At 75.8% G+C, this 25,392-nt stretch carries 20 protein-coding genes; 12 read left to right on the forward strand and 8 right to left on the reverse strand.

What is annotated here, in order from left to right; genetic code table 11:
- Positions 1–31 precede the first annotated feature (31 nt).
- From ACI8AC_RS08280 to ACI8AC_RS08295, 4 genes are all read left to right on the forward strand, one after another.
- Positions 32–1,342 (forward strand): lipopolysaccharide biosynthesis protein, encoded by a 1,311-nt coding sequence (locus tag ACI8AC_RS08280; protein WP_456897002.1) that lies wholly within the window; start codon positions 32–34, stop codon positions 1,340–1,342.
- A 7-nt stretch (positions 1,343–1,349) separates the two neighbouring features.
- Positions 1,350–2,423, forward strand: a complete 1,074-nt coding sequence (locus ACI8AC_RS08285; protein WP_456897004.1) for a GNAT family N-acetyltransferase — start codon at positions 1,350–1,352, stop codon at positions 2,421–2,423.
- Between the two features lie 130 nt (positions 2,424–2,553).
- Positions 2,554–4,488, forward strand: a complete 1,935-nt coding sequence (asnB, locus tag ACI8AC_RS08290; RefSeq protein ID WP_456897006.1) for an asparagine synthase (glutamine-hydrolyzing) — start codon at positions 2,554–2,556, stop codon at positions 4,486–4,488.
- Positions 4,488–5,684, forward strand: a complete 1,197-nt coding sequence (locus ACI8AC_RS08295; RefSeq protein WP_456897008.1) for a glycosyltransferase family 4 protein — start codon at positions 4,488–4,490, stop codon at positions 5,682–5,684. The genes asnB and ACI8AC_RS08295 overlap by 1 nt, the downstream gene beginning before the upstream one ends.
- Here the strand turns inward: ACI8AC_RS08295 and ACI8AC_RS08300 are convergent.
- The 3 genes from ACI8AC_RS08300 to ACI8AC_RS08310 form a co-directional block, all read right to left on the reverse strand.
- Positions 5,654–6,754 carry a glycosyltransferase gene (locus tag ACI8AC_RS08300; protein WP_456897010.1) on the reverse strand — a complete coding sequence of 367 codons (1,101 nt, stop codon included), beginning with the start codon at positions 6,752–6,754 and terminating at the stop codon, positions 5,654–5,656. The genes ACI8AC_RS08295 and ACI8AC_RS08300 overlap by 31 nt on opposite strands.
- Before the next feature lie 113 nt (positions 6,755–6,867).
- On the reverse strand, positions 6,868–7,074 hold the full coding sequence (locus ACI8AC_RS08305; protein WP_456897012.1) for a hypothetical protein: 207 nt from the start codon (positions 7,072–7,074) through the stop codon (positions 6,868–6,870).
- Positions 7,075–7,278: 204 nt separating this feature from the next.
- Entirely contained in the window at positions 7,279–8,448 is a 1,170-nt protein-coding gene (locus tag ACI8AC_RS08310) for an OmpA family protein (RefSeq protein ID WP_456897014.1), read from the reverse strand.
- A 1,871-nt stretch (positions 8,449–10,319) separates the two neighbouring features.
- On the opposite strand from ACI8AC_RS08310, the gene ACI8AC_RS08315 reads away from it, so the two are divergent.
- A complete protein-coding gene (locus ACI8AC_RS08315) occupies positions 10,320–10,478 on the forward strand; it encodes a hypothetical protein (RefSeq protein ID WP_456897016.1) in 159 nt (52 codons plus the stop codon).
- A 325-nt stretch (positions 10,479–10,803) separates the two neighbouring features.
- A complete protein-coding gene (locus ACI8AC_RS08320) occupies positions 10,804–11,565 on the forward strand; it encodes a sugar transferase (protein WP_456897018.1) in 762 nt (253 codons plus the stop codon).
- 620 nt (positions 11,566–12,185) lie between these two features.
- Here the strand turns inward: ACI8AC_RS08320 and ACI8AC_RS08325 are convergent.
- Both ACI8AC_RS08325 and ACI8AC_RS08330 read right to left on the reverse strand, forming a co-directional pair.
- On the reverse strand, positions 12,186–12,734 hold the full coding sequence (locus ACI8AC_RS08325; protein WP_456897019.1) for a phosphatase PAP2 family protein: 549 nt from the start codon (positions 12,732–12,734) through the stop codon (positions 12,186–12,188).
- Positions 12,735–12,803: 69 nt separating this feature from the next.
- A complete protein-coding gene (locus ACI8AC_RS08330; protein ID WP_456897021.1) occupies positions 12,804–13,631 on the reverse strand; it encodes a hypothetical protein in 828 nt (275 codons plus the stop codon).
- A gap of 3,777 nt (positions 13,632–17,408) precedes the next feature.
- Between ACI8AC_RS08330 and ACI8AC_RS08335 the strand changes: the two genes are divergently transcribed.
- Positions 17,409–18,722, forward strand: coding sequence for a sugar transferase (locus ACI8AC_RS08335; protein ID WP_456897039.1), 1,314 nt, complete (start codon positions 17,409–17,411; stop codon positions 18,720–18,722).
- Positions 18,723–18,738: 16 nt separating this feature from the next.
- Here the strand turns inward: ACI8AC_RS08335 and ACI8AC_RS08340 are convergent, their stop codons facing one another.
- Both ACI8AC_RS08340 and ACI8AC_RS08345 read right to left on the reverse strand, forming a co-directional pair.
- Positions 18,739–20,058 (reverse strand): UDP-glucose dehydrogenase family protein, encoded by a 1,320-nt coding sequence (locus tag ACI8AC_RS08340; protein WP_456897022.1) that lies wholly within the window; start codon positions 20,056–20,058, stop codon positions 18,739–18,741.
- 91 nt (positions 20,059–20,149) lie between these two features.
- Positions 20,150–20,305: a hypothetical protein gene (locus ACI8AC_RS08345; protein WP_456897023.1), complete on the reverse strand. Its 156-nt coding sequence runs from the start codon at positions 20,303–20,305 to the stop codon at positions 20,150–20,152.
- A 437-nt stretch (positions 20,306–20,742) separates the two neighbouring features.
- Here ACI8AC_RS08345 and ACI8AC_RS08350 point away from each other — a divergent pair, with 437 nt between their 5' ends.
- Entirely contained in the window at positions 20,743–21,819 is a 1,077-nt protein-coding gene (locus tag ACI8AC_RS08350; protein WP_456897024.1) for an LCP family protein, read from the forward strand.
- A gap of 184 nt (positions 21,820–22,003) precedes the next feature.
- On the opposite strand, the gene ACI8AC_RS08355 is transcribed toward ACI8AC_RS08350, so the two are convergent.
- Positions 22,004–23,239, reverse strand: coding sequence for an acyltransferase family protein (locus ACI8AC_RS08355; protein WP_456897025.1), 1,236 nt, complete (start codon positions 23,237–23,239; stop codon positions 22,004–22,006).
- A gap of 236 nt (positions 23,240–23,475) precedes the next feature.
- Here ACI8AC_RS08355 and ACI8AC_RS08360 point away from each other — a divergent pair, with 236 nt between their 5' ends.
- The 4 genes from ACI8AC_RS08360 (at position 23,476) to ACI8AC_RS08375 (ending at position 24,999) form a co-directional block, all read left to right on the forward strand.
- Positions 23,476–24,081, forward strand: a complete 606-nt coding sequence (locus tag ACI8AC_RS08360; RefSeq protein WP_456897027.1) for an arsenate reductase/protein-tyrosine-phosphatase family protein — start codon at positions 23,476–23,478, stop codon at positions 24,079–24,081.
- Between the two features lie 97 nt (positions 24,082–24,178).
- A complete protein-coding gene (locus ACI8AC_RS08365; protein ID WP_456897029.1) occupies positions 24,179–24,427 on the forward strand; it encodes a type II toxin-antitoxin system Phd/YefM family antitoxin in 249 nt (82 codons plus the stop codon).
- Entirely contained in the window at positions 24,424–24,804 is a 381-nt protein-coding gene (locus ACI8AC_RS08370; protein WP_456897031.1) for a PIN domain-containing protein, read from the forward strand. The genes ACI8AC_RS08365 and ACI8AC_RS08370 overlap by 4 nt, the downstream gene beginning before the upstream one ends.
- A 57-nt stretch (positions 24,805–24,861) precedes the next feature.
- On the forward strand, positions 24,862–24,999 hold the full coding sequence (locus tag ACI8AC_RS08375) for a hypothetical protein (RefSeq protein WP_456897033.1): 138 nt from the start codon (positions 24,862–24,864) through the stop codon (positions 24,997–24,999).
- Positions 25,000–25,392: the final 393 nt, after the last annotated feature.

A 25,392-nucleotide genomic window follows, 5' to 3' on the forward strand; every position in this document is an offset into this window, starting at 1 on the left:
CGAGCGCAGGCCGCCCGACGGGGGCCTCGCCGTGACCTCGGTCTCCGACGGCGCACCACCGGAGGTGGCCGCCGGCCCCGCGCCGGCGGGTGGCCGGCTGCGTCCGCTGCTGCGCGGGCTGCAGCTGCCGATCTGGTCGGTCGTCCAGATGGCGGTGCAGATGGCGGTGGCGCTGCTGTCCGCCAGGCTGCTGGGACCCGCCGACCGCGGTGACCTCGTGCTGGCCACGACCATCGCCACCCTCATGCTGCTGGTCAGCAGCCTGGGCGCCGGGCAGGCATCCCGGGTCGTCCTCGCCGAGCCGGGCCGGTGGTGGACCTGGTCGCGGTTCGTCGCCCTCTCCGCACTGCTCACCGTGCCGCACGTCCTGCTGAGCGCGACGGTGGGCCTCGCCGTCCTGTTCTCCCTCTCCACGGGGGACACCGCCCTCGCGCTGCCGTTCGTCGTGTACTCGGCCACCGCGCTGGGTGCCCACCTGCTGCGGGAGGGCCTGCACGGGCTCGGTCGGCACCGGACCACGATGGCCATCGACGTGGCCAGCGCGGGCACCCAGCTCCTGCTGATCGTCGGGGCGCACCTGGCCGGGGTGCTGAGTCCCGCGACGGCGCTGTACATCGGCGCGGCCTGCTACGCCGGCTCGATCACCACGCAGGTGCTGGTGGGTCGGGCCGCGGACGTCGAGGGCCGCGCCCGGCCACCGGTCGGCGTCGGCGAGTGGTGGCGCGAGGCCCGGGGGTTCGTGGGCGTCAGCCGCTTCGCGCTGGTGGCCGCGCTGGGCCAGTCCTTCGTCGTCAACGGGGACCGGCTCGTCCTCGGCGCCGCCGGGTCCTCGGCGCAGGTCGGCATCTACGCGGTCGCCTCCTCGCTGGCGCAGATCGCCTGGGTCGCGCCCGTCGCGCTGACACCCATGCTGACCCGGCGGACGGCCGCCGCCGGGGGCCTCGACCCGTGGCGACGCATGCACCTGCGCGTCCTGGCGCTCACGGGGGTCCTGGCGGTCGCGGTCGCCGTCGCCGGGTGGTTCGCCATCCCGTTCCTGCTCGGCGACGAGTTCCGGCCGGCGCGGGACGTGCTGCCCGTCCTCTGCCTCGCGGCGATCCCCTACGCCAGCTACCACGTCGACTCCGCGGCCTGCGCCGGGCTGCGCGACCTGCGGACCGGGGCGCTGGGGGCCCTGGTCGGCTGCGTGGTGCTCGTGGCGGCCGCGACCGGCGGCTACCGCCTCCTCGGCACCGCCGGGATCGCCGGCGGGGTCGTGCTGACCTACGTCGTGATGGCGGCGACCGCCCGGTGGCGCATGGCCGGGCGCCTCGCGGCGGCCGTTCCCGGGCACCGGTCGTAGGGCGATCGTGGCCGCTCCGACGATCGACCCCCCCGACCGGGGGCTGCCCGGTGACGTGGTCTCCGTCGGCGCCGTCCACGTCGTCCCCCCGGCCCGGTGGGACACCCTCGTCACCGGCCTCGGCGGGCTGGACACCTACACGCTGGCCGCGTACCAGGCCGTGTCGGCCGTCCTGGAACCGCCGGGTACGCGACCGGTGTTCCTGCACTTCCGCGGCGGGGACGGCGACGTGGCACTGCCGCTGCTGCTGCGGCCGCTGCCGGACGGGAGCGGCTGGGACGCGACGAGCGCGTACGGCTACGGCGGCCCGGTCGCGCGGACCCCGCGGGGGATCGCCGCGTTCGGCGCGGCGCTCGACGCCTGGGCCCGGGAGAACGGCGTGGTCGCGACGTTCCTGCGGCTCCACCCGGTCCTCGGCAACGCCGGGCTCACCCCGCCGGGCGCTCGGCTCGTCGAACTGGGGTCCACCGTCGGGTGGGACGTCTCCCCGGGACGCGACCTAACCGGCCGGATGCACGCCCACCACCGGAGGGCCGTCCGGCGTGCGGACCGGGCCGGGCTCGTCGTCTCCGTCGTCCCCGATCCGCCGTCGCTCGAGGGGTTCCGGCGGCTGTACGTGGCGACGATGCGCCGGCAGGACGCCCACCCGTTCTTCTACTTCCCGGACGCCTACTGGGAGGCCGTCCTCGCCAACGGTCGCGCGCTGGAGCCCGTGCTGGTCGAGGGGCGGCTCGACGGTGACCTCGTGGCGGCGCTGCTGTGCTTCCGGAAGGGCTCCTGGCTGCACTACCACCTCGGCGGCTCCGACGACCTCGCCCGGTCCACCGGCGCCTCCAACCGGTGCTTCCTGGCGGCGGCCGAGTGGGCCCAGTCGCACGGCATGACCGGGTTCCACCTCGGCGGGGGCGTCGGTGGCAGCTCGGCGTCCTCGCTGTTCGTCTTCAAGCACCGGTTCGACCCGGGGAGCACCCCCCTGCCCTTCCACGTCGCCAAGCTCGTCCACGACCCCGCGCGCTACCGCCGGCTGGCCGGGACGGACTCGACGGACGGCTTCTTCCCCCCGTGGCGCGGCGACGGATGACCGCCGCGGACCGGCGCAGGACGGCCGACACCTCCGGCACCCCGGCCCCGGTCACCCGTGCCGGTGACCGCGGGCGCCCCGGGGACCCGGGGCCCGCCACGGCGCGCCCCGGCCAGCTAGTTTGCTCCCCGTGTGCGGGATAGCCGGGCTCGCGGGGGGCCTGGTCGGCCAACCAGCCGAGACCCTCGACCACCGGATCGTCACGAGCCTCGACGCCCTGCGGCACCGGGGCCCCGACGGGGAGGGGAGGTGGACGTCCCCGACCCTGCCGGTCGCGCTGGGCCACCGGCGCCTGGCGATCATCGACCTCTCGACCGATGCCACCCAGCCCATGGCGTCCCGGGACGGCGAGCACGCCGTCTCCTTCAACGGCGAGATCTACAACTACCGAGAGCTCCGCGCCGACCTCGAGCAGCGCGGCCACCGCTTCGGCACCAGCTCGGACACCGAGGTCCTGCTGCAGGCCTGCCGCGCCTGGGGACCGGTCGAGACGGCCCGGCGGGCGCGGGGGATGTTCGCCTTCGCCTACGTCGACGGGGCCGCTCGGCGGCTGTGGCTGGTCCGGGACCGGTTCGGTGAGAAGCCGCTGTACTGGTCGCACCAGGGGTCGTCCGTCGCGTTCGCCAGCGAGCTCAAGGCGCTCGGCGCGCTGACCGACCACCGTCCCGGCATCGACCGCGTGGCCCTGGCCACCTTCCTGGCGCGCAGCGCGGTCCCGCAGCCGGCCACCATCTACGAGGGGGTGCACCAGGTCCCGCCGGGCGGGGCGGTGTGCGTCGAGCTCAGCGACCGGATCGCCGCCGGCGACATCAGCCACCACGTGCACTGGGACGCCGTCAGCGAGGCGGTGCGCGCCCGCATGGCCCCCTTCGAGGGCTCCGTGGACGACGCCGTGGCGGCCGTGCACGCGCAGGTCCGCGACAGCGTGCACCGTGCCACGGTGAGCGACCGCCCCGTGGGGGCGTTCCTCTCCGGCGGCATCGATTCCACGGTCGTGACCGCGCTCATGCAGGAGGCCTCCGACCAGCCGATCCGGACGTTCACCATCGGCTTCGACGACCCGCGGCTGGACGAGTCCTCCTACGCCGCCGCCGTCGCCGCCGCGCTGGGCACCAAGCACACCGCGGTGACCCTCTCCGCCGAGGACGTGCTCGCCGTCGTCCCGCACCTGCCGACGATGTACGACGAGCCGTTCGCCGACCCCTCGCAGCTGCCGACGCACCTGGTGGCCCGGGTCGCGCACGAGGACGTCACGGTGGCCCTCTCCGGTGACGGGGGCGACGAGCTGTTCGGCGGCTACAACCGGCACATCACCTCCCAGCAGGCCTACGGGCCGCTGGCACGGGTCCCCCGGGCGCTGCGCGGCCTGGCCGGCTCCGCGGCGCTGCGGGTGAGCCCCGCCGCCTGGGACGCGGTGGGCCGGTCCGCGGGCGGGCGGGCGCCGACCGGCGGACTCGGCGCGCGCGTGCACAAGCTGGCGGCGATCGCCGACTTCGCCGACGCGGCCGACCTCTACGGCAAGCTGACGTCGGTCACCGACCGCCGCTACGTCCTCGGCGACGTGGCCCCGCTGTCCCCCCGCCTGCCCGCCCTCGGCAGCGCCGCGGAGTCCTTCATGCTGGCCGACGCCCTCGGCTACCTGACCGACGACATCCTGGTCAAGGTGGACCGTGCCGCGATGGCCGTCTCCCTGGAGACCCGGATCCCCCTCCTGGACCCGGCGGTGTACCGGCTGGCCTGGTCGCTGCCGCTGGAGTACAAGCTGGGCGGCGGTGTCGGCAAGCTGGTCCTGCGGCGGCTGCTGCGGACGGTGCTGCCCCCGACCCTCATGGACCGGCCGAAGATGGGGTTCGGCCCGCCGATCGGGGACTGGCTGCGGGGACCGCTGCGGCCCTGGGCGGAGGACCTGCTGGACCCCGGGACCCTGCGCCGCCAGGGGCTGCTGGACGTCGCAGCGGTGCGTGCGACGTGGGAGCGGCACTGCAGCGGGAGACGTGACCACACCCACGAGGTCTGGAACCTGCTGGTCCTGCAGGGCTGGCTGGCGCAGTGGCGAGGAGCCTGATGAACCGTCCCCGGCCGTCCGCGTCCGGTGCCCGCCCTGCCGCCGGGCAGCCGGGCCGCATCGTCTACGGGATCACGGTGCCCCAGTCCGCCGCGACGCTCCTGCGCGGCCAGCTGGGCTGGTTCCGGGAGCAGGGCTGGGACGTGCACCTGGTGACATCGCCGGGAGACCCGCTGGGCACCGTGGCGGAGCGGGAACGCGTGACGATCCACCCCCTGCCGATGGAGCGGGACACCGCCCTCCGGCAGGACCTCGTGGCGCTCGCCCGGTGGGTCGGCCTGCTCCGCCGGGTGCGGCCGGACGTGCTCAACGTGGGGACGCCGAAGGCCGGCCTGCTGGGTGTCGTCGCCGGCTGGCTGACCCGGGTCCCGCGGCGGGTGTACATCATGCGGGGCCTGCGCCTGGAGGGCGCGCGCTCCCGGCCGCAGCTGGCCGTGCTGTGGCTGGCGGAGCGGGTGACGGTGCTGCTGGCCACCGAGGTGGTGTGCGTCAGCCCCAGCCTGCGCGACGAGGCCGTGCGCTGGCGGCTCTTCGGGCGCCGCGACCGTCCCGTGGTCATCGGCGAGGGCAGCAGCAACGGCGTCAACCCCGAGCGGTGGGACGCCGGTCTCGCCGCCGTCGACCGGGCGGCCGTCCGCGCCGACTGGAAGGTGGACCCCGACGACCTGGTGGTCGGGTTCGTCGGGCGGATCGCGTACGACAAGGGCGTCCAGGACCTGCTGGAGGCCTTCGCGTCGCTGCGCGACCTGCCGGTGAAGCTGATGCTGCTCGGCCCGGTCGAGGACGAGGACCTCGGCGCCGCCGTCGCCGGGCTGTCCGGGAGCGCCGTCCGCGTCGACGACTGGACCTTCGACCCGTACGAGGCCTACGTCGGCATGGACGTCCTCTGCCTGCCGACGCGCCGCGAGGGGTTCCCCAACGTCGTCCTCGAGGCGGCGCTGGCCGAGGTCCCCGCCATCACCACGACGGCGACCGGTTCCCGTGACTCCGTCGTCCCCGGTGTGACGGGGTGGCTCGTGGAGACCGGCGACGTCCCGCAGCTGGTCGACGCGATCCGGAGCTGCGTCGAGGACCGCGGAGCAGTCCGGGCCGCGGGACGCGCCGCCCGGGAGCGGGCCCTGCGCGACTTCCGGCCGACCAGGATCTGGTCGGGCCTGCAGTCGCTCTACCTGCGCGGCTCGGCCGGCGCCTCCTGAACCGCCCGCTCCCCGGCCCGGCCGTCCGGCAGCCGCAGGGCCCGTCGGAACGCCGGGCCCCACGCGGCGTAGCTGTAGCGGTCCTCGACCGCGCTGCGGGCAGCCCGCCCCCGGGCCCGGCGCGCGGACTCCGGCTCGCGCAGGAGGGCCACGACGGCGTCCACCCATGAGTCGGTGTCCGTGGCGGCGTGTCCGCCGAGCTCCTCGATCACCTGCGCGTTGACGCCCACGGGTGAGGCCACCGCGGGCAGCCCCGCCGCGCCGTACTGGAGGAGCTTGTACGCGCACTTCCCGCGGGCGAAGGGGGTGTCGGGCAGCGGCATGATGCCCAGGTCGGCCGTGGCCAGGAGCGCATCGGTGCGCGGGCCGTCCCAGGTCACCCGGTCGGTCACGGGCGTGAGGTCGCCGAGCGGCTGCGCCCCCGCGCTGACGACCGTGAGCCGGGCCCCGGTGAGCCGGTGGACCTGGAGGAGGGCCGGCGCCACGGCCTGCAGGTAGCGCTCCGTGGAGGGGGACCCCATCCACACCAGCCGCGGCACGGGCCCGACGGCGTAGTCCTGCTTCAGCGGGTAGGCGGCCGGGTCGATGCAGCTGGGGATGACCTGCACGTTCGCGTTGTGCTCCGCCGCCGCCTCGGCGAGGGAGGGGTTGCCGGCGATGACCAGGTCGGCGGCGCGCACGGCCGGGAGCCAGCCGGCCGCCTCGCCGAAGAACCGGTGGACCCCTCCGCGCGTGTCGCACTGCAGGGCGTCGTCGAAGTCGTACACACCCCACGCCGCCCGCTGCACGAGGTCGGCCTCGATCCGTCCGCGGGTGAAGGGGCCCATGGACCGGGAGACGAGCAGTCGTCGCGGTGCCGGTCGGTGCCGGAGCCGGCGCAGCCGCACCTCGGCCCGGAGGACGCCGACGGGACGACGGGCGAGGGTGCCGGGCCGGACGTTCGCCGTGCCCAGGTAGTCGAGGACCTCGGCCCGGAGGCCGAGGTGACGGATCCACTCGAGGACGCGCACCCGGCTGCTCGCCCCGGCGGGACCGTAGGAGGACGCGACGACGAGGTCGGGAGCGGTCACCGACACCGGGTCCACCAGGGCTCGATCACCGGGTCACTGTAGAGGCGTCCCGGTCCCGGGACGGGCCCCGAGCCTCCCGCGGTCGCGCAGGGCGGAGGAGGCCGGTGCCCGGCTCACCCGACGGGGACGACCGCCCGCCGCCCGTCGCCGCCCATGCGCTGCCGCCGCTGCGACCGCGGCCCCGGGGGGGCGGCCGCCGGGGAGAGGGCGCGCCGCTGCTCCTCCTGCCGGTCTGCCGACCGGAGCAGGCGCCCGACGAGCAGGCCCAGGACCAGGACGAGGAGGGGCCAGACGATCGCGGCCGTGAGCACCGTCGTCATCGGGACCTCCTCGGGGCCGGCTGGTGGGCCCACCCGGAGGACGCCTCGACGTACCGGGCGGTGCACGACCCACCTTACCCAGCGAGAGCACCCGATCACGCTCGATCGACTGACGCGCCGGTCACCTTCCGCCCCACGGGGGGACACGGGCCACGCGTCCGGGCGACGTCCGTCGTCGGGCGGCGGACGACCGCCCCCGGCGGATCAGCCGCAGTCCACCGGCGCGGAGAAGGTGATGGTGACCTTGCGGTTGGCGGCCGCCGCGGACGGGATGAGCTCCCCCTCGGCGTCGCGGTCCGGCACGTAGCCGGGGAAGTCGCTGCCGAGCCCCACGACGACGAGCTGCCGCTCCGGCACGCCCTCCTCCAGCCACATGTCGGCGATGGCCTGGGCCTGCAGGTAGCTCAGCATCTGCTGCTCCGCCGGATCCCGGACGTCGGCGGTCATCCCGTGCAGCACGGCGGACAGGCCGCGCGCCTTCATCTCCTCGGCAAGGGGGCGCAGCACGTCCCGGGCCGTCTCCGGGTCGAGGAAGGCGGAGGTGTCGTGCCGGTAGGACATCCTGCCGCCTGTGAGCGTCATGGTGGTGCCGCTGCAGACGTACCCCGGGGGAACCGGGACCGGGGTCACGGGTGGCAGGTCCCCGGCCGGCTCGCCCCCACCCTGCCCGCGCTCCACCTGGACGTGCGAGGCCCCGGCGGTCCTGGCGACGGTCGTCCACAGGTCCGTGAGCTGGGCGCGGCGGATCCGGTCGAGCTCCGCCTGGGGCTCCGCCGTGGCGCCGAGGCCCGAGAAGAGCACGGAGACGCCGCCCAGCCAGGGCAGTTCCTCCGACCTCCCCAGCGTGTCCGCGACCTCCTGGGGAACCGCGTCGAGCATGTCCGGCTGGGTGAGGTCGAGGGCGCCGGTGGTGGACAACCCGGAGTCGAGGACGACGATGGTCCGCGGCCCCGGCTGCGCGGCGATGCTGTCCGCCGCCACCCGGAGAGCCCCCAGGAGATCGGTCTCCGGCGTCCTGGCCCGGGCTGCGGCGACCGAGTCGTCGAGACGCTGCCGGTTGCGGGCGTGCCACGCGTCCGGGTCGGACCCCGCGCCTCCCTCCGCTGCCAGCAGGCCCTCGTCGGCGACGTAGGGGGCACCGTCGGCAACGACCACGGAGAAGTAGGACTGCTGCGCGGCCGCCTGCCCGAGGGCGGCTGCCGCCTGCCCCGTGACGGTCGTCGAGGGCATGTTGCTGCGCGCGCCGACGACCACGGCCAGCGCACCCGTCGGCTCCGCGGCCTGGCTGCTCTCCGCGCAGCCCGCCAGGGCCGACGTCAGGAAGAGCGCGGTGAGGGCTGCCGAGGTGCGGCGCAGGGCGGTCGTCCGGTTCACGTGCACCCTTCTCGAGGAGGTCGGGCCCCCGGCGCAGGACTCTGGACGGCCGCGGGTGGGCTGGAGTCCGGGAGATAGTGACCCGCACCCCCCACGGCACACAACCTCCCCGGCCGGGGAGGCCGCCGTGACCGCCGTGACCGTGCGGCCGGCCGCTCGCCGGATCAGCACGTGGAAGCGCGTTTCGCTCACGGTCCGTCATCGCGTGCCGGACGGGGTGCCGTCCACCCCCGGAGAACGGTTGCCCCCTGCCGTAGCCCGGCGGAGGGTGCGGACCACGTGCGGCGTACGCGTACACAGCAACGGCGCGGCGCCGCACGCAACGGGGAGGGGCTCGGGTGATCGGCGGCAGCCCGGTGCGATCGTCCGGTGCCACGGCGGCATCGCAGCGGGTCACCGTGACCGGACTCCGCCGGGCCCTCCACCGAGCGCGCGAGTCGTTCGCCGGCGGGCGCCGTCTCGTCTACCTGGTCCTCCTCCTGGCGTGCGGTTGGGTCGCACTGCTCGTGCTGGCCGGACCGGCGCTCGCCGAACCGCTCGCGGTGGAGGAGGAACCGGCGGCCGTGACCCCCTCGGGCACCGTGGCCGCCCCTCCACCCACTGCCGTGCAGACGTCCCCGCCGGTCGACCTCCCCCCGGCCGCCGACGCGGCCGGGGCGGACACGGCCCCGCCCCCGGTGGTGGCGCCGCCCCTCCCATCCGGGCCGGCGACGACACCCGCACCGGCCGCACCCTCCCCCTCCGTGCCGAGCGCGGGGCCCGTGCCCTCCCGCGTTGCCGACGCCGGGGCCGGTGCCCCCACCGCGCCCGCCGACGAGGACGTCGCCGCCGGCCTCGCCGAGCCGCCGGCACCCGAACCGGTCCCGTCCGGCCAGGCCCCCTCCGCCGAACCCGGGGAGGCCACCACCGGCCCGACCGGACTTCCGCAGCCCCTCCCGGCCGCACCCTCCCCGGCAGCGGAGCCGGCAGGGGGGCCGCACCCACCGGTCACTCGACCGGCCCCACCCGCCCCCGCATCCGCCGCGTCCAGCGGAACACGCGTGCCACCGGCCCCGGCAGCGGTGACCGGTGACAGGACTGCCCTCCTCCCCCAGGAGCTCAGCACGGTCGGCCCGGGTGCACCGGTGGAGCCAGCCGTCGAGGAGGCCATGACGACGGCGGGATCCCGGACGGCCGGGAGCGAGGCGACGAGCGACCCCACGGACGCCGCCCCGCTCACGTCTCCCGCCGCGTCACCGCCCCGTGACATCCCGGAGCCGGGCAACGCGGTCGACGCCGGAGCCGTGCCGACCGGGGTGCTGCTCGTGGATGCGGAGCCCGTCCCGGACGTCGAGTCGCAGGCACCGCTCGGAGAGGCGACCGGGCCGGCCGCGGTGGTCGGCGTCGTGAGCCCCGTGGCGGGGCAGTCCCACACAGGGGATCAGCCGTCGACGTCCGCTGCGAGCGGGCACGCGTCCCCCGGGGTGGACCCTGTGGGTTCCGGGGCCGCGGCCGGCCCGGCCCTCCTCTCGACCGCGTCCACCGGTGCACCTGCCCCCACGACCGCCGCGCCCGCCGTGTCCCCGACCGGTCAGGCGGCCACCGGCTGCTCGGAGGGGATCCCGCCGGCGGCCCCCGCACCGGCCCCCTCCGCCGCGGCGGGGTCCCGGAGCAGTGCCGCCGATCCACCGACTCCCTCGCCACGGCACGTCGGCTCCGCCGCCGACGGCCCGGCCGCGACCGCGGTCGGCGGGCCCGGGTTGCCGCCCGGACCCGCCGACGCACCGGAGGCACCGGCACCGCCCGTCCCGCCGGCATCGCCCGTCGCGCCGGCCGGCCAGCCCGCGGCCCCGGCCCCATCCGGGGTCGGGGCCGGGGCCGGTGGCGCCTCGGTGTGCGGCTCGGGGAACGGCGGCCACCCGACCGACGAGCTGGCGGTGGTCGACGCGGTCCGGACGGCGACGTCCGCCCGGGCGTGGACCAGGATGTCCGCCTCCGCCGTGGGCAAGGTGCTCACCGGGGTCGACCGGGCCGGCGCACGTCCCGACTAGCAGGACGCGCCAGGAGAAGCCGAGCGCCCGCTGCACCCCGGCGGGCTCCCACGCGACTCGATCCCGTGAGACAGGGACGTCCGCGTCCCCCCACACCTGCCACCCTGCGCCAGGCGCACCCAGCCGAGGAACCGTCACGATGAGGCAGCCCAAGTCCCTGCACCGCGTGCTCACCCACTCACCCGGACGCGGGTCCCGGAAGGGCCCGCGCCCCGCTCCGGGCGGGCCTCCGGCCTCCCTCCAGCCGGTCCCGGCCCACGAGGCCGCCGCGCCGAATGCCCCCGGCGGCCCGTCGCCCGGGCACCGGAGGGGACGCACCGGCCTCGTGGTGCTGGGAGACCTGCTCTGCGGATGCGCCGCGACCGCGGCCGCGGTGCTGACCGGGTTCCGCCCGCCCGCTCCCGGCATCGGGACCCCGGGTTCCTGGGCCGTCCTGGCGTTGCCCCCGCTCTGGGTGGTCGGCCTCGCGCTCGCCCGGGCCTACGCGCGGCCCGTCCTGCGCGACCGGTGGGTGGAGACCGGGCGGGTGCTCGTGGCCGCCGCGTGGTCCGCCGGCACGCTGGCCATCCTGTGGGTGCTCACCGGGGCTCCTCTCGCCACACCCACCGTCCTGGGCGCCCTCCTGCTGGCCACGCCGGCCACGCTGCTGGTGCGCCGCACCACGTCCCACCGCCTCGGCGGCGGACGGTGCCCTTCGAGCAGGTCGACCGGCTCGCCGGTCGGCGGCCCGGTGGGCGTGGCTCCCCCCTCGGCATCCACGGCGGAGCGGCTCCTGGCTGCTTTCGTGGCGACACTGTTGCTGCCCGTCCTCCTGCTGATCGGCCTCGCCGTACGGGTGACCAGCCGGGGCCCGGTCCTGGTTCGGCAGCTCCGCCACGGCAGCGGTGGTCGCCCGCTCCGCGCGCTGCGGTTCCGGACGACCGTGGCCGGTAGCGGGACCGGGCGGCGGGCGAGCGGTGGCGCCCGGACGACCCGCGTCGGGCGGCTGCTGCGCCGGCTGTCCCTCGACGAACTCCCCCGGCTGCTCGACGTCGCGAGGGGGGAGATGCCGTTGCTCCGGCCCGGCAACCAGCCGGGGACCCGGTAGGCGCGATCGCGCACGGTCACCGGCCACTGACCCCTGGCACCGGCGCACGTCACGCCGTCCCCGATGGGAGCACCGCACCGTCCACGGATGGTCCGGGTCTGCCGGCCGGCGCATACTGGTCGTCCTAGCCGAGTCTTCTCGGTCGCCCGTGGAGACTCCAGAGGAACGGGCTACCTATGGACTGGGTACCGATCGCAGCCCTGGCCTGGATGGCGCTCACGCTGCCGCTCGCGCTGCTCACCGGTCGGTTCCTCCGCCGAGCCGATGAACGGGCATCCTGCGACGGACGGGCTCCGGGCGGGCACGCCGGGCCCGGTCGGCCGGGAGCACCGCCCCCACCCGGAGGCCGGAGTGCCGAGTGGGCTCGCACCCCCCGGCCGTCCCCGCCGACCGGGGTGACCCGTGCGATGCACCCGCCGGACGCTCCACCACCGGGACCGGAGCAGCCGGTCGCGGAATGCGGCAGGAGCGCCGCACGGTCCACCGCCGGGGTCCGCAGACGCTCGCCGCTGCACCGCCACCTGTAGCACCCCGCGACCCGGCCGCCGGCGCTCCGGGAGCCCGGACGAACCGCGGCACCGGACCGTGCGGTCCCCGGCTCATGGCGGGGAGGTCGCCGCTCAGCCGGGCGCCGGGGCCCTCCGGAACCGCACGCGCTCCAGCAGGAGCATGATCGCCGCCCCCAGCACCGCACCGAGCGCCCAGCCGACGAGGACGTCGCTCAGCCAGTGCGCCCCCAGGTACACCATGCTGACACCGGTGACCACGGTCGCGGCGACGAGGAGGGCGACCAGCAGGTGCCCGGCCCGGTTGCCCATGCGGATCCCCAGCAGGATCACCGGGATCGCCGCCGCCGAGGTCATCGCGGCGATGGACGAGGGCATCGCCAGCCCGGTGGTCGCGACGAGCGCCAGGTCCCCCGGCGGCCGTGGGCGGCCGATGAGCTGCTTCCCGACGTCCGCGACCGCCACCGCGGCCACGGCAGCCACCAGCGCGGCCACCGAGACCCGCCAGGCGCGGAACAGCAACCCGAGCAGGACGCACAGCACGAACGCCGCGAGGTAGGTGAGCGGGCTCATCCCGACCTCCATCAACCCGCGGGTCAGGACGTCGACCCACCCCACCCGGTGCGCCGCGATCAGGCGCAGCAGGTCGAGATCCAGATCCATGGGGTCCAGTGTCGCCGGACGACCGCCGGATCGGGCCGGGGGCCTGCACCGACCCTCGTGGAACCGACGTCAGCCGTGGGCGTGCCCCTCCGCGCCGGGCGCCAGGTCGGGGACCTCGAGGCCGAGCGCGTCGTCCTGCCGGCGCAACTGCCAGGCGGCCGGCAGCACCAGGCGCGGGGCGACACCGACGAGGACCGCGACGAGCACCGAGACCCCGGCCAGCGCCTCGCCGGACTCCTCGAGGAACGTGGCCGTGGCCGCCCAGGACCCGGCGACCGACGAGAGGGCGGAGAGGCCGACCGAGGCACCGGCGTAGGCGCCCAGGGCCAGCAGGACGCGGCGGCGGTCGCGGCGCTCGGCCCGGCTCAGGACTCCGAGCACGAGCAGGACGGCGGCGGCGAGCAGCACGCTGGCGACGGTGGCCGCGCCGGACCCGACGGCGGCGGAGAGCGCGGACAGCGCGTCGGCGTGCACGGTGCTGCCGGCCTTCACCACGGCGATGCCGGCGGTGACGACGGCGACGGCGGTCCACCAGGTGCGGCGCCCGGGGTTGCGCCCGGCACCGGCGAAGGCGGCCAGGGCCGCGGCGGCGAAGAGGGCGGCGACGAACAGGCGCGGCAGCGACCAGGGCGCGTCCATGTCGAGGAACCGCGCGAGCGGGGTGCGGGCGCCGCTGAGGCGCGACAGCAGGCCGACCGTCTCCAGGAGGACGGCGATCGCGGCGAGCACCACACCGACCGTCGGGAGGGGCACGCGCCGTGGTCGACGGCGGACGGGCCCGGCCGCACCGCCGAACGCGCGCTCCTCGGCCAGCCGGATGCCACGGCCGAGGACGACGGCGACCCCCATTGCCGCTGCCACCCAGGCACCCAGCCCGGCGACGATCCATGTCCACACGCCGCTCATGCTCGACAGCTCGAGCACCGGTCTTGACCACCCGGTCACCCGGACGGGTGGGTCAGCGGCGCGTCGGGGTGGCTCGCATGTCGGCCGGCAGGTCAGCCGTCGTCAACGGCGCGCCGGTGGCTGCGGACCGGGCGTCGGCCATCTGGATGCCACGACCCACGAGGACGGCGACGGCGATGGCGAGCGCGACCCAGACGGCGAGGAAGAAAACGGATCACTCCATGCCCCGTCCCCTCGGCAGCCATGCAGCCGACCGGGAACGGGTGCGGGACGGGTGAGGCGGACCGTCCCCATGGATTCACGCCCGTCCCGCTGGACCCGTCCGCCGGCCGGCGTGCGGCGAACACGTGGACACGACGCCCAGCCCGCTGAGCAGGAGACCGGCGGCTGCCCGCCGATCGCCCGGGCCCATGGGTCAGCGACGTACAGGTACTCACTCTGTCGAAATTGTGTCACTGAGCGTCACGGGCATCAGCTTGCATGCTCTGCATGGGGACAAAGCCCCTTGACGGCGCCCCACCTGCGAGAAAGTGTCGCCGTCCACAGGAGAGTCACCCAATAGGGCGTTAGCAGCTGGTTACTCAGAGCAAGGGTAACGACACGGGGGGCGGCGTGAAGTCTCGACGGCGTAGGACGCGGCCTTGCGACCGCGCCACCACGCTGCCGATGCTCCTGGGGTCGCAACCCGTCGGAACCTCCGTCGAGGAGGGGTCCGGGCGGTCGAGCGATGCGCGACGACTCCTGCTGGGCCCGGCGCTCACCATCGGCGCCTGGGCCCTGCTGACCTGTCTTCCCTCGACTGCGACAGCTGAGGAACCGCCGTCGCCTGCAGCGCCGACACCAGCGGTGGCGGCGGTGGAGCCAGCACAGGAAGGCACAGGGCCGGCAGAAGGCAACGGGACGGCAGAAGGCAACGGGACGGAAGCCGCCGGCGCCTCACCGCCGGAAACAGTTGCCCCGCCGGAGCCGGTCCCCCTTGCAGCGCCTGCACCGGCACCCGTGGACACGCCGACTGCGGGACCCCCCGCACAGAGCGGACCCAAACCCGAATCACCGCCCACGAGCAGTGCACAGCCGGACCTCCAGTTGGCAGCTCCGTCCTCCCCGGCCGAGTCTGCGTCCGCGGCCGGTCCGCCGGCCGAACCACCCGGCCAGGACGCCTCCGCCAGCACACCCAAGCCGGATCCCTCACCCGCTCCCCCGGCACCCCCGGCCGCACCGGCCGGCCCACCCGGCCAGGGCAGCCCGCCCGACACCGCCCAGCCGGCCTCTCCAGGCCGGCCGGCCTCCCCAGGCCAGCCGACGCCCCCGGCCACCCCGGCACCCCCGGCCGCACCGGCCGCACCGGCCGGCCCGCCGGCCGAACCACCCGGCCAGGGCAGCCCGCCCGACACCGCCCAGCCGGCCACCCCAGGCCAGCCGACGCCCCCGGCCGCACCGGCCGCACCGGCCGGCCCGCCGGCCGAACCACCCGGCCAGGGCAGCCCGCCCGACACCGCACCCCCGGCACCCCCGGCCACGCCGGCGCCTCCGGCCACCCCGGCCGCACCGGCCGGCCCACCCGGCCAGGGCAGCCCGCCCGACACCGCACCCCCGGCACCCCCGGCCACGCCGGCGCCTCCGGCCGGCCCGCCGGCCGAACCACCCGGCCAGGGCAGCCCGCCCGACACCGCACCCCCGGCACCCCCGGCCACGCCGGCGCCTCCGGCCGGCCCGCCGGCCGAACCACCCGGCCAGGGCAGCCCGCCCGACACCGCCCAGCCGGCCACCCCAGGCCAGCCGACGCCTCCGGCCACCCCGGCGCCTCCGGCCACCCCGGCAGCACCGGCCGGCCCACCCGGCCAGGGCAGCCCGCCCGACACCGCCCAGCCGGCCACCCCAGGCCAGCCGACGCCCCCGGCCACCCCGGCACTCCCCGCCGGCCCGCTGGCCGAACCGGCACCGCCCGCGAGCTCGGCGGCCGAAACCTCCGGACAGACCAGCCCGACCAGCACACCCCAGCCAGCCGTCCAGGGCCCGGCGGCGTCGAGCCGTCCGACAGCGGCCGCGCCGGTACCCGCCGTCCACACGCCCGATGCGGCCCCTCCGCCGGCCCCGCCGCTTCCGCTCACGCCGGCGACCCCTGCTCCTGAGCCGACCGAGCCGGTGATCGTGCCGTCGCTGGCGGGATCGGGTGTCGCCGTCCCCGGATCACAGCCGGCGGACACGCCCGCGGCCTCCGCTCCTCGCTCGTCCGCTGCCGCGGCCGTGGCTGTTCCTCCCGCAGGGACTCCCGGGCCTGCGCTGGCCGCGCCCGTACCGCCGGCACCTCCGATGGCCGCCGCCCTGGACCCCGAGGTCCCCGCTGGCCCAGTCGCCGCCGTGCACCCTGCATCCGGAGGCCCGGGCCCAGGGGCGCCGGCCACGGCGCTCACCGTGCCCCCGAAGCTCCAACCCGCCACCACCTCCACCGATCCGCATGTCGCCGACACCGTCGTGGGCTCGGTGGCCGCCCCGAACCCAGCCACCCCGAGCACCGCGACCCCGAGCACGAGCACGAGCACGAGCACCAAGCCGGTCCCGACCGGTCGGCCCGGTGTGCACACCACCCCCGGCACGCCGATCGGGGCGGCGGTGACGGCCTCGGTCGCCGCCGCACAGGCGGCGCCGCTGGGTGTCGTCCCGGCCCTGCAAGGGCTGCAGCGGCCGTGGGCCGGGCTCAGCGGACCGGACGCCGCCGGGACGGACGAGACCGCGCCGTGTACCCGTTCATCGGATGCGACGCACGTCCGGGGCGCAGCGATGGCAGCCAGCACGTCACCGGGTGCCGCGTCGCGCAATCGGGGACACCAGCTGCAGGCCCACCACGGTGGGAGGCTCGGCGCCGCGGTCCCTGTCCCGGCAGGCCTGCCGGACTCCGCACCGTGGCCCGTGGACGAGGCCCCGACGCCCAGGCCGGCCTGTCCTCCGACAGGATCGTCATCGACCGTCTCGGGCGGCGGCTCGCACGGGGGCGGCGGTCTCCAGCGGGCGCATGCTCTGGCACCGCTCGAGGCGGCGAATCCACGGTTGCCGGGCTCGGTGCTCGCCGTACAGGACCGCGTGGCCATCGCCGGCGGCGGCTTCCACGACACGACCTTCTGGCCCGACTAGTCGGTCGGCCCGGTCCGCGGCTGTCGCATGTGCCGCCGCAGGCAGCACCGGATCACTCCAGCCCCACCACGTCTCTCCGCAGGAGCACTCCTGCACACACTTCCCGACGCCGTCGCGGCGTCGGACATCCCGATGACTCACGGGGCCGGCAGTCCACCGATGTGGAGCCGGCCACTCGCCGAGCAGAGGTGGGCGAGAGCCATGACCGATCTCTCCTCCGAACGCCCGAACGCCCACAGCGACCCCGCGGAGCAGGTCTCCACCAGCGCTGCGGGGAACGTCGAACCAGGACCGGACCGTCCGGACGTCCCGCTGCCACGTGTGGTCCTGACACGGAACACCACGTCGACCCCGGCTCGAAACGGCCATGCCGGCCACAACGGCCACGCGAACACCAACGGCCACGGTGCACCCCCTTCCGAGGAGGATCGGGCGGACGTCCGCCCGCTCGACCATCTCCGCCCTGTCCCCCTACTGGCCGAGCCCCTCCCCGACAGCCACACCGGCCGACCGCTGCACCGCCGTCCGGTCTACGACCCCTTCAGCGCCCGTCGACGGCGGACGCCCGAGTGGCTCGTCGCGTACACGGCCGCGCTGGTCGTCGGGGACACGCTCGCCGCGGCCACCGGTGGTCTTCTGGTAGGTGCGGTCACCGGGCCCGCCCTCGGGCCCGTCCGGGTGGCGGTGGCGGTGTCCGTGCTGGCGTGGCCCGTCGTCAACCTCCTCCTCGGCACGTACGCCGAGCGCCGGCTGGGCACGGGGGGTGACGAGTTCCGCCGGGTCGTCGTCGCAGGGCTGATCACGATGGCCGGCTACGGCGGCGTGGCCGCCGTGACGGGGGCCTCCTGGCTCGACTCCCTGCTGCTGTGGGCGGCACCGGCGACGGTGGTGCTGACCCTGCTCGGGCGGTGGCTGAACCGGATCCGGTTGCACCGCGCGCGGCGTCGCCGGCTCATGACGAAGCAGGCGGTCCTCATCGGTCGGGAGGGCGCCGTCCTGGACCTCGCCCGACGCATCCGTCGGGACCCGGCGGCGGGGTTGGAGATCCTGGGGGCGTGCGTCCCCCGCCCCGAGGAGGCTCATCTCCTGGAACGGCACGGCGTCCCGGTGCTCGGCCGGCTGGACCAGGCGGTCCGGGTGGTGGACGACGTGCGCGCCGACGCGGTGGTCGTGACCTCGGCGAGCGAGACCGCAGGGCTCTACCTCCGTGACCTGGCCTGGCGGCTCGAGGGCACGAACATCGAACTGCTGGTGTGCCCGGGGCTGGTGGAGGTGGCCCCCGCCCGCCTGCAGGTCCGGCCCACGGTCAGCGTGCCCCTCCTGCAGGTGAGGGAGCCCGAGTTCCGGGGTCACCGCCGCCTGGTGAAGGCCGTGCTGGACCGGACGGCCGCCGCCGTCCTGCTCGTGGCCGGCTCCCCGCTCCTCCTGGGTATCGCCCTGGCGATCCGGGTGACCAGCCGCGGGCCTGCCCTCTACAGGCACCACCGCGTCGGGAAGTGCGGCCGGCACTTCGACCTGCTGAAGTTCCGCAGCATGGTGGTCGACGCCGACCGCGACGAGGGCGCCCTGATGGTGCACAACGAGGGCAACGCGGTGCAGTTCAAGCTGCGCCGCGATCCCCGGGTCACCGCCGTGGGCCGGTTCCTCCGCCGGTACTCGCTCGACGAGCTCCCCCAGCTGGTCAACGTGCTCAAGGGCGAGATGTCCTTCGTCGGCCCGCGCCCGCACGTCGACCGGGAGGTGGAGGAGTACGGCCCGGACATGCACCGCCGGCTGCTCGTCAAACCGGGCATCACGGGGCTGTGGCAGGTCAGCGGCCGGTCGAACCTCAGCTGGGACGAGTCGGTGGAGCTGGACGTCCGGTACGTCGAGAACTGGTCCCTGGGCCTGGACGCCGCCATCCTCTGGCGCACGGTCCGAGCCGTGCTCGGCACGACCGGTGCCTACTGAGAGGTCCGGCCGGCGGTCAACCCGCCCGGCGCCCCAGGGCCCGGTAGCTCCAGCCGGCGGCGGTCCAGGCCTCGCGGTCGAGGGCGTTGCGCCCGTCGAGCACTCGCTTCTGCGCCACGATCCGGCCGAAGGCGACCGGGTCGAGTTCCCGGTACTGCTTCCACTCGGTGAGGACGAGGACGAGGTCGGCCCCGGCCGCGGCCTCCTCGGCGGTGGCGGCGTAGTCCAGCTGCGGCCACAGCCGGCGGCTGTTCTCGATGGCCGCCGGGTCGGTCACCCGCACGTCGGCTCCCTGCAGCTGCAGCTGCGCGGCGACGTTCAGGGCCGGGGAGTCGCGGATGTCGTCGGAGTCGGGCTTGAAGGCCGCGCCGAGCACCGCGATGTGCTTGCCGAGGAGCGACCCGTCGCAGACCTCGCGGGCCAGCTCGACCATGCGGATCCGCCGGCGCATGTTGATGTTGTCGACCTCGCGCAGGAAGGTCAGCGCCTGGTCGGCGCCCAGCTCCCCGGCCCGGGCCATGAACGCGCGGATGTCCTTGGGCAGGCAGCCGCCGCCGAAGCCCAGCCCGGCGTTGAGGAACTTGCGGCCGATCCGGTCGTCGTAGCCGATGGCGTCGGCCAGCAGCTTGACGTCGGCTCCGGTGGCCTCGCACAGCTCGGCCATCGCGTTGATGAAGGAGATCTTGGTGGCCAGGAACGAGTTGGCCGCCGTCTTCACCATCTCCGCGGTGGCGTAGTCGGTGACCACCTTGGGCGTCCCGCGCTCGACGATCGGCGCGTACACCTCGTCGAGCATCCGCTCGGCGACCTCGCCGTCGCCGTCGGCGGGCAGGCCGTAGACGAGCCGGTCGGGGTGCAGCGTGTCCTGGACGGCGAAGCCCTCGCGGAGGAACTCGGGGTTCCAGGCCAGCAGCGCCCCGGGCACCTTATCCCCGACCAGTTCCGCCAGCCGCGCCGCCGTCCCCACCGGGACGGTCGACTTGCCCACCACCAGGTCGCCCGGCGCGAGGACCTGCAGCAGCGACTCGGCGGCGGCCTCCACGTAGCGCAGGTCGGCGGCGTACTCGCCGCGCTTCTGCGGGGTCCCCACGCAGACGAAGTGCAGGACGGCGCCGGCCGCGTCGGCCATGTCGGTGGAAAACCGCAGCCGCCCGGTGCCCAGCGTCCGCTCGAGCAGCTCCTCGAACCCGGGCTCGAAGAAGGGCGCCCTGGCGTCGCGAAGAGCGGCGACCTTGGGTTCGTCGACGTCGATACCGACGACCTCGTGTCCCAGCTCCGCCATGGAGGCGGCGTGTACCGCACCCAGGTAGCCGCAGCCGATGACCGAGATCCTCATGACGTTGCTCCGTTCCGCACCGGACTGGTCCCGTTGTGGGGAGACCGTAGGTGCCGATCTCCGACCCGACCATCCCGGGCCCGCCCCTTGGTCATGGTGCGGAGCGGACCACGCCGCAGCGGCAGGCGTAGAGGCTGGACCCGCTGAAGGCGTCGTCGGCCGCCCACCGGAACTGGTGCAGGTGCAGCCGCGCTCCCCACCGGTGCGAGCGGGCGAGCGGGCGAGCCGGGAGGGGGAGGCTGCGCACCCGGCCAGTCTGCCGGTCGGTGGCCGGCCGCAGGACGTGAGGTGCGTCATGCCGCCACGCATCCCGGTTGTCACGGGACCGGGTGAGTGCGCTGCAACCCCTCGGCGCGGTTCACTGGTGCGGACACCGGCTCACGGCCCGGGCCGGCGCGGACGTCGGGGAGGCCCGATGAGCTGGGGATGGTGGCTGCTCGTTCTGTGGCCGCTGGCCGCCGTCGGCCTCGCCGTGCTGGTGGGTCGCTCGGTCCGGCTCGCCGACCGGCGCCGACCGCGTCCCGACGATCTCGGACCACCGCGCGTGGGCGACGACCCCGCGGACGTCCCGCGCCCACGCCGGCCCGGCTGAGCGGCGCTCCTCCCTCGCCGGGGTCAGCGTCCCTGCCCCGTTCCGGCACTGCTCCGTAGATTCGGCCTGGTTGCCGGTCGACGGGGGATGGCATGGGCGCGGAACAGTCGGTGGTGGACGGGCGGCGCCCGCAGCACGCAGCCCCGGGGGGACCTCGACCACGCCGGCGCGGGCTGCGCCGGGTCCTGGTCGTCCTCGGCGTGCTGGGCCTGGTGCTCGCTCTCGTCGTGGGCGGGGGCCTGTGGTTCCTGACCGACCGGTACGCCGGCAACGTGGCGCGGGTCGCCGACGTCTTCGCCGACCTGGACGCCGACGCCCGCCCGGCGCCGGCCACCCCGCAGCAGGCGGCGGGCGAGGCCCCGGTCACCTTCCTGCTGGTGGGCTCGGACACCCGCGCCACCGCCGAGGAGGGCATCGCCGCCGGCGGCCGCTCCGACGCGATCATGCTCGCACGGTTCTCCGCCGACCGGCAGCACGCCCAGGTCGTCTCCCTCCCCCGCGACTCCTGGGTGGAGATCCCCGGGCACGGGATGGGCAAAATCAACGCCGCCTACGCCTACGGCGGGCCGTCGCTGCTGGTGCAGACCGTCGAGCAGCTCACCGGCGTGCGCGTCGACCACTACGTCGCCATCGACTTCGAGGGCATCACCGAGGTCACCGACGACCTGGGCGGCGTGGACGTCGTCGTCGCCGAGACCACCAGCAACGGCCCCCACACCTTCGAGGCCGGCGTCAACCACCTCGACGGCGACGAGGCCCGCTGGTACCTCGCGCAGCGCTACGGCCTGGCCGCGGGCGACTTCGACCGGGTGCGCCGCCAGCAGCAGTACCTCAAGGCCGTGTTCACCAAGCTGCTGAGCACCGACACCCTCACCGACCCCGGCCGCCTGGACGCCGCCCTGCTGTCGATGACCGGCGCGGTCGCCGTCGACGAGCAGCTCGGCAACACCGAGCTGCTCTCGCTGGCCTACGACATGCGCGGCCTCGGCCTGGAGGGCATCGACTTCCTCACCGCACCGGTGCTGGGCACCGGCACGGAGGGCGCGGCCAGCGTCGTCTACCTCGACCACGTCGCCGGCGAGCGCATGTGGGAGTACCTGCGCAACGACTCGCTGTCGCAGAACGCCGACGAGTTCGCCGACGAGGCGCTGCCCGACGTCCCCCGCTGACCGGCTGCCGTCGACCCCGACCCCGACGGCCCGGCCGGCTGCGCTGGGTCCCGGGCGGCCGGAAGGTGTCGCGGATCTGCCTGGACTTGCCGAGGACGCTCAGCAACCCCTCCTGGTCCAGCAGCCGGTGCGCTGTGGGCATGAGCCCGTGGGCGTTCGACCGCCCCGTGAGGAGGCCGCCCGGTCAGCCGGCGGCGACGACGGCCAGCGCGACGGCGACGGTGACCGCGGTGACCGCGCCACCGAGCGCGAGGCCGCGGCCGGGGGTGGCGGAGAACGCCGGGGCGTACCGGAAGGGCCGCTCGACGAGCACCATGGTCAGGTAGGCGAGCACGCCGGCGACCAGCTCGACGAGCAGCCACCAGTACCAGCCGGTGAGCCCGAAGGCCTGCTCGGCGACGAACGTGGCCGGCAGGTGCCACAGGTACCAGGAGTAGGAGATCCGCCCGACGAACCGGATCGGCGCCCAGGACAGCACGGCGGCCACGCTGCCGCGCTGCCCGGTCAGGCCTCCGGCGAGGATGACGGCCGCGGCGCCGACCGTCGGGACGATCGCGGCGACGCCCGGGTAGGGGGTGCCGTTGGCCCACAGCAGGCAGCTGAGGACCAGTGCCATCCCCGCCCAGCCGAGGTGGAGGCCGAGCCGGCGGCCGCGCTCGGTGGCCGCCCAGCGGTCGACGGTGGCGGCGCCGATGGCCAGCAGGGCGCCGGCGCCGAACTGCCAGGCCCGCATGGGGCTGCCGAAGTAGGCGAGCAGCCGGTGGTCGTAGGTGACGAGCACGCAGGCCAGCAGCGAGGCGGCGGAGAGGACGCCGAGGGTGGCGAGCAGGGCCGGCCGCCACGAGCCCGACCGGCGGCGCACCACGGCCACCACCACGATGATCGTGAGCGGCCAGACGAGGTAGAACTGCTCCTCGACCGCCAGCGACCAGTAGTGCAGCAGCGGGTTCTCGGTCAGCCGCGGCACCAGCTCGTCGATCGAGATGCTGGCCCAGTACCAGTTGGCGCTCTGCAGCGCGGCCCAGAAGCCGCCCCAGCCGACGTCGCGGCGGGCGTCCCCGCTGAGCAGCACCGCGCCGAGCACCAGGGTGACGACGGTGACGAAGGCGGCGGCGGGCAGGATCCGGCGGGCCCGGCGGGCGTAGAAGTCGGCCAGCGCGATGCGCCCGGTGCGGTCGACCTCGCGGACCAGCAGCCCGGTGATGAGGAAGCCGGAGATGACGAAGAAGACGTCGACGCCGACGAAGCCACCGCCGCTGATGCGGGGGACGCCGGCGTGGAAGAGCAGCACCGCGCCGATGGCGACGGCCCGCAACCCCTCGACGTCGGTGCGGAAGGCGGGCTTGGTGCGCGGGGGTGCTACGGCTCCCGCCGGGGCCACGACGTCGTCGACCTGCTGACCCCCGTGCGGTCTCGCCACCTGGTGCCCTTCTCCCGCGCTGCCACCTCCCGGACGACGCCCGGATCCGCTGTGACGCTACGGGCCGTCCGGCCGCCGGGCACCCGACCGTGGCGCAGGTCATCCCGCCGGGGACCTTCGCGTCGCCGTGCGGCACCGGGCCGCTTCCCTCGGTGAGGGAACCGGCTCACCCAGAGGGGTCACGGTCCCCGCCGTTAGCGGCGACGACCGGCCGGTGCGCCCCTAGCGTCCGGTGCGTGCGCCTCCTCCTCGTCTGCACCGGGAACCTGTGCCGCTCACCCCTGGCCGAGCGGCTGGCCACGGCCTGGGCCGCCGACGCCCTCGCCGGCAGCCCCGAGGCCGCCGAGGTCTCCGTGGTGAGCGCCGGCCTGGACGCGGTCGAGGACCGGGACATGGACCCGGAGGCCGCGGCGGCGCTCACCGCGCTCGGCGGCGACCCGGCCGGCTTCCGGTCCCGCGCGCTCACCGCGGAGCTCGCCGCGGAGGCCGACCTGGTGCTCACGATGACCCGCGACCAGCGGCGGTCGGTGCTGGAGGTCAACCCCCGCGGGCTGCGGCGGACCTTCACGCTGCTCGAGGCGACCGACCTGCTCAACCGGGCGGACCTGGGCGGGGTGTTCCTCTCCCCCGTGCGCACCCGGGCGGTCGACCTGGCCCTGCGCCTGGACGCCGCACGCGCCGACCGGACCTCCGGGAGCGGCGACGACATCGCCGACCCGATCGGCCGGCGCCCGGAGGTGCACACGACGACGGCCCGCACGATCGAGGTGGCGCTGCGTCCGCTGGCCGACGTCCTGTTCACCAGCGTCCGGACGCACCTTCCCGCGCTCGTCCCGGCCTGACACCCGGTCAGACGTCGCCTCATACCTCCTGCCGCGGTCGGGCTCCAGTGGCCGCTCGATCACCGCACCGAGCAGCACAGGTCCTACCGTTCGACGGGTGACGACCATCCACCTGCGCGAGCTCCGCCGGCACGCCTCCGAGCTCGTGCGCCGGGACGAGGCCGGCGAAGAGGTGACGATCACGGTGTCCGGCCGCCCCAGCGCCCGACTGGTTCCTGTCTCGCCACACACCTGGCGGCAGTGGGGCGAGATCACCGAACTGTTCCGTGGTCCCGCCGACACCTCCTGGGCCGAGGAGCAGGATCGCCTCGCCGGCGAGCTCACCGATCCGTGGCTGCGTCGATGAGAGCGGTGCTCGACACCAGCGTGGTGATCGCTTCCGACGTCGGCCCGTTGACCGGTGAGCTGGCGATCAGCGCCGCTACCGTGGTCGAACTGCACTTCGGCGTCCTCGTGGCCGGCGAGCCGGAGATCCGCGCCGAGCGACTGCGTCGCCTGTCGATCCTGCAACGCCAGTTCGACCCCCTGCCCGTCGACGACGCCGTCGCCGCCAGCTACGGCCGGCTCGCAGCCGCTGTGGTGGCCGTCGGCCGGACACCTCGCCCGCGGACGATGGACCTCCTCATCGCTGCCACCGCGCACGCACACGGCGCCCGGCTCTACACCCGCAACGCCGACGACCTCGTCGGCGCCGACGAGCTGCTCGAGGTCGTTGCCGTCTGATCGACGCCGGGGTTCTGGCCCGACCCCCTCGGCTTCGCCGACATCGAACTGCGCGGCGTGGTCGGCCACAAGCAGGTGACCGACGCCTACCTGGCCGGCCTGGCGCGGTCACGGGACGGCCGGCTGGCCACTCTCGACCGGACTCTCGCCGCACTGCACGACGACGCCGCAGTGCTGCTCGACGTCGACACCTGAGGTCACCCCCGGAGGGGCGCGGCGAGCCAGGACTGATCTCTGCCGGCGCCGCCGCCTCCAGGGCTTCCTGGCCACCCGGGATGCACGCGCCCTCGGGACCTGTGCGGCGCTTGGCGTCGACCTCGAGCTCAGCCACCCGTGAGCGGCTGGCAGGGGCACCACCACGGCCCCTCGGCCCCCACGGCAGGGCCCGCGAGGACGCCCGACAGCGACCGGGCGGAGCGCACCTGACGGTCCTGGTGCCTCCGCTCGACCTCGACTCGGGGGGGGGGGGGGGGGGGGGGGGGGGGGGGGGGGGGGGGGGGGGGGGGGGGGGGGGGGGGCGCGGGGGGGGGGGCGGGGGGGGGGGGGGGGGGGGGGGCGGGGGGGGGGGGGCGCCGGGGGGGGGGGGGG

This window comes from Geodermatophilus sp. SYSU D00758, assembly GCF_054049955.1.